General features: G+C 73.6%; 2 protein-coding genes and 1 tRNA gene. All 3 read right to left on the reverse strand.

Translation table 11 applies throughout. From position 1 onward, the window contains the following. Positions 1 to 483 precede the first annotated feature (483 nt). The 3 genes from N869_RS14620 to N869_RS14630 all read right to left on the reverse strand — a co-directional run bounded on the left by N869_RS14620 (position 484) and on the right by N869_RS14630 (position 2,077). Positions 484 to 555, reverse strand: a tRNA-Thr gene (locus N869_RS14620). An 81-nt stretch (positions 556 to 636) separates the two neighbouring features. Then, positions 637 to 1,470, reverse strand: a complete 834-nt coding sequence (locus tag N869_RS14625; protein WP_035062823.1) for a DsbA family protein — start codon at positions 1,468 to 1,470, stop codon at positions 637 to 639. Position 1,471: 1 nt separating this feature from the next. Further along, positions 1,472 to 2,077, reverse strand: a complete 606-nt coding sequence (locus N869_RS14630) for a DoxX family protein (RefSeq protein WP_084137270.1) — start codon at positions 2,075 to 2,077, stop codon at positions 1,472 to 1,474. Positions 2,078 to 2,145 lie beyond the last annotated feature (68 nt).

A 2,145-nucleotide genomic window follows, 5' to 3' on the forward strand; every position in this document is an offset into this window, starting at 1 on the left:
GGCTGGCACGAGGCCACGACCTGGGTCCCGGCCCCCAGGGACGCGGTCCCGATGGTGAGCTGGGCTGCGGAGGCGAGTGCCAGTCCCGCGACGCCGACGACGGCGAGAGCGGCGGCGGCGGACTTGCGGCGTGCAGAAGCCATGGTGAGGAACGTCCTTCGTGTCGGGATGTCGCGACGTCGTCGCGCGTTGCCGCCGGCCCGGGGGGCCGGCCGTCCTCCACCGGCCCGGGGTCGGCCTGCGTCCGGTCGGGTGGTCCGGACGGGTGCAAGAGGACTGGCGCCATTCTGTGGCGCGAAGAAGGCCCCACTCGTCCGGGAACGACACTTTCGGAGTGTTTCGACCCAGGTTCACCCGGAGGTGTGATCCCAAAACGGGACAAGACGTCGCTGCAGGTCAGAGGGTGTCACCCGATCAGAGCAGTGGGCGCGCGGCACCGTCGCCGAGGGCACGGGGTGACGGTGGGGGTGCAGCTGGGCTGGGAGCCGCCTGTCGGATTCGAACCGACGACCGTCCGCTTACAAGGCGGGTGCTCTACCACTGAGCTAAGGCGGCGGGGCCTGCGAGGCCGGGGTCAAGTGTGCCAGAGGGGACCCGGCCGGCGCGGTGGGTGTGCGCCGGCCGGGTCCCGGGTTCTCAGCGGTCGGCCCGCGCCTGCGCCACGGCCTGGGCGATGGAGCCGTCCACGCGCCAGTCGAACGTCTCGGCGTCCAGGATCTGACCGTCGACGACGACCGTCGGCGTGGCCAGGCGAGCCAGGTCACGGGACGCCTGCTCGGTGGCCGCAGCGACCCACGGCACGAAGCGGCCCTCCCCACCGGCCGCCTCGTAGTAGGTGCCGTCCGCGATGCTCTGGACGACCGCCGCCGAGGCGCCGGACTCCTGGGCGATCTCGGCGATGCGCTCGTCGCTGTGGCCCTCGGGGCCCTGGGGCCGGTCGTCGAACAGGGCGTCGTTGAAGGCCAGGAACGCCTCCGGCGACTCGTCGGCCACCAGGGCCGCGGCCGCGGCCGACCGGGTCGAGTACACGCTCCCGGTCACGGGCTGGTCCAGGATCGACACCGGGTGGACCTCCAGGACGATCTCGCCGGACTCCCGCAGCTCGTCGAGCTCGGCGCCGCGCTCCTGCTTGAACGCGGCGCACGCCCCGCACAGGTAGTCCGAGTACACCTGCACCACGACGGCGTCGCCGTAGTCGTCGACCGCGCCCGCGATCCCGTCCGCCCCGACGGGGATGCCCCCGGCGAGGGTGGAGCCGGCGGGACGGTCCACGTCCTCCATGGCGGTGCGCGCTCCCTGGCCCAGGATCACCGTGACCAGGACGGCGAGCACACCGATCGCCACGACGATGCCGGCGATCAGGATCGTGCGGCGCCGGGCGGCGGCGCGCTCCTCGGCCTGTCGCATGCGCTGGGCCTCCAGGCGGGCCTCGTCACGGCGCTGGGCCTTGGTGGGGCGGGGGTCGGTCATGTCAGTTCCTTCCGGATCGGTCGACCGAGGCGATCGGTCGACTGGACGCGTCGGTGCGTCCGGTGCGTGTGAGGGGGTCGAGCCCGAGGCCCCGGTCCAGGGACAGCCGGGTGCGCGGCCGCCACACCAACCAGGCGGCCCCGAGGACCAGAGCCACGTCCCGGACCAGGACGTGCAGGTAGCGGGTCTCGTCGGCCTCGACCTGCCCGCCGCCGCCGAAGCAGCCGCAGTCGATGGTCAGCCCGCGTGCCCATGCGGAGGCCACACCCACCGAGAAGGCGAGCATCAGGGCCCCGAACAGGACCGCCGACCACCGGGTGAACAGCCCTGTGACGAGCAGAAGACCCACGACGATCTCGATCATGGGCAGCGCGTTGCCGGCCAGCACCGCCAGCGCGTCGGGCAGCAGCTCGTACGCACGGACCGCGCGCACGCTCCCCGGCAGGTCGACGATCTTCATGACGCCGGCCACCAGGGCCACACCACCCAGCACCATGCGCAGGGCCGTCCCCACCCAGGCCAGGGCGGCCCCGCGCAGGTCCGTACCGCGGCGGGACGGTCCCGGGACGTGGCCCCGGTCGGGCTCGGTCACAGGTGTGGTCTGCATCGGCACTCCAGGTCGGCGGCGGGCGCGCGACGGTGCCGCGCGAGGTCAGGCCGGGACGGGTGCCGACG

Source organism: Cellulomonas bogoriensis 69B4 = DSM 16987 (genome assembly GCF_000767165.1).
Classification (GTDB): domain Bacteria; phylum Actinomycetota; class Actinomycetes; order Actinomycetales; family Cellulomonadaceae; genus Actinotalea; species Actinotalea bogoriensis.

Coding starts and splice junctions, on each gene's coding strand:
- N869_RS14625 (WP_035062823.1), bottom strand. CDS start 1,470: ATGACCGACCCCCGCCCCACCAAGGCCCAGCGCCGTGACGAGGCCCGC.
- N869_RS14630 (WP_084137270.1), bottom strand. CDS start 2,077: ATGCAGACCACACCTGTGACCGAGCCCGACCGGGGCCACGTCCCGGGA.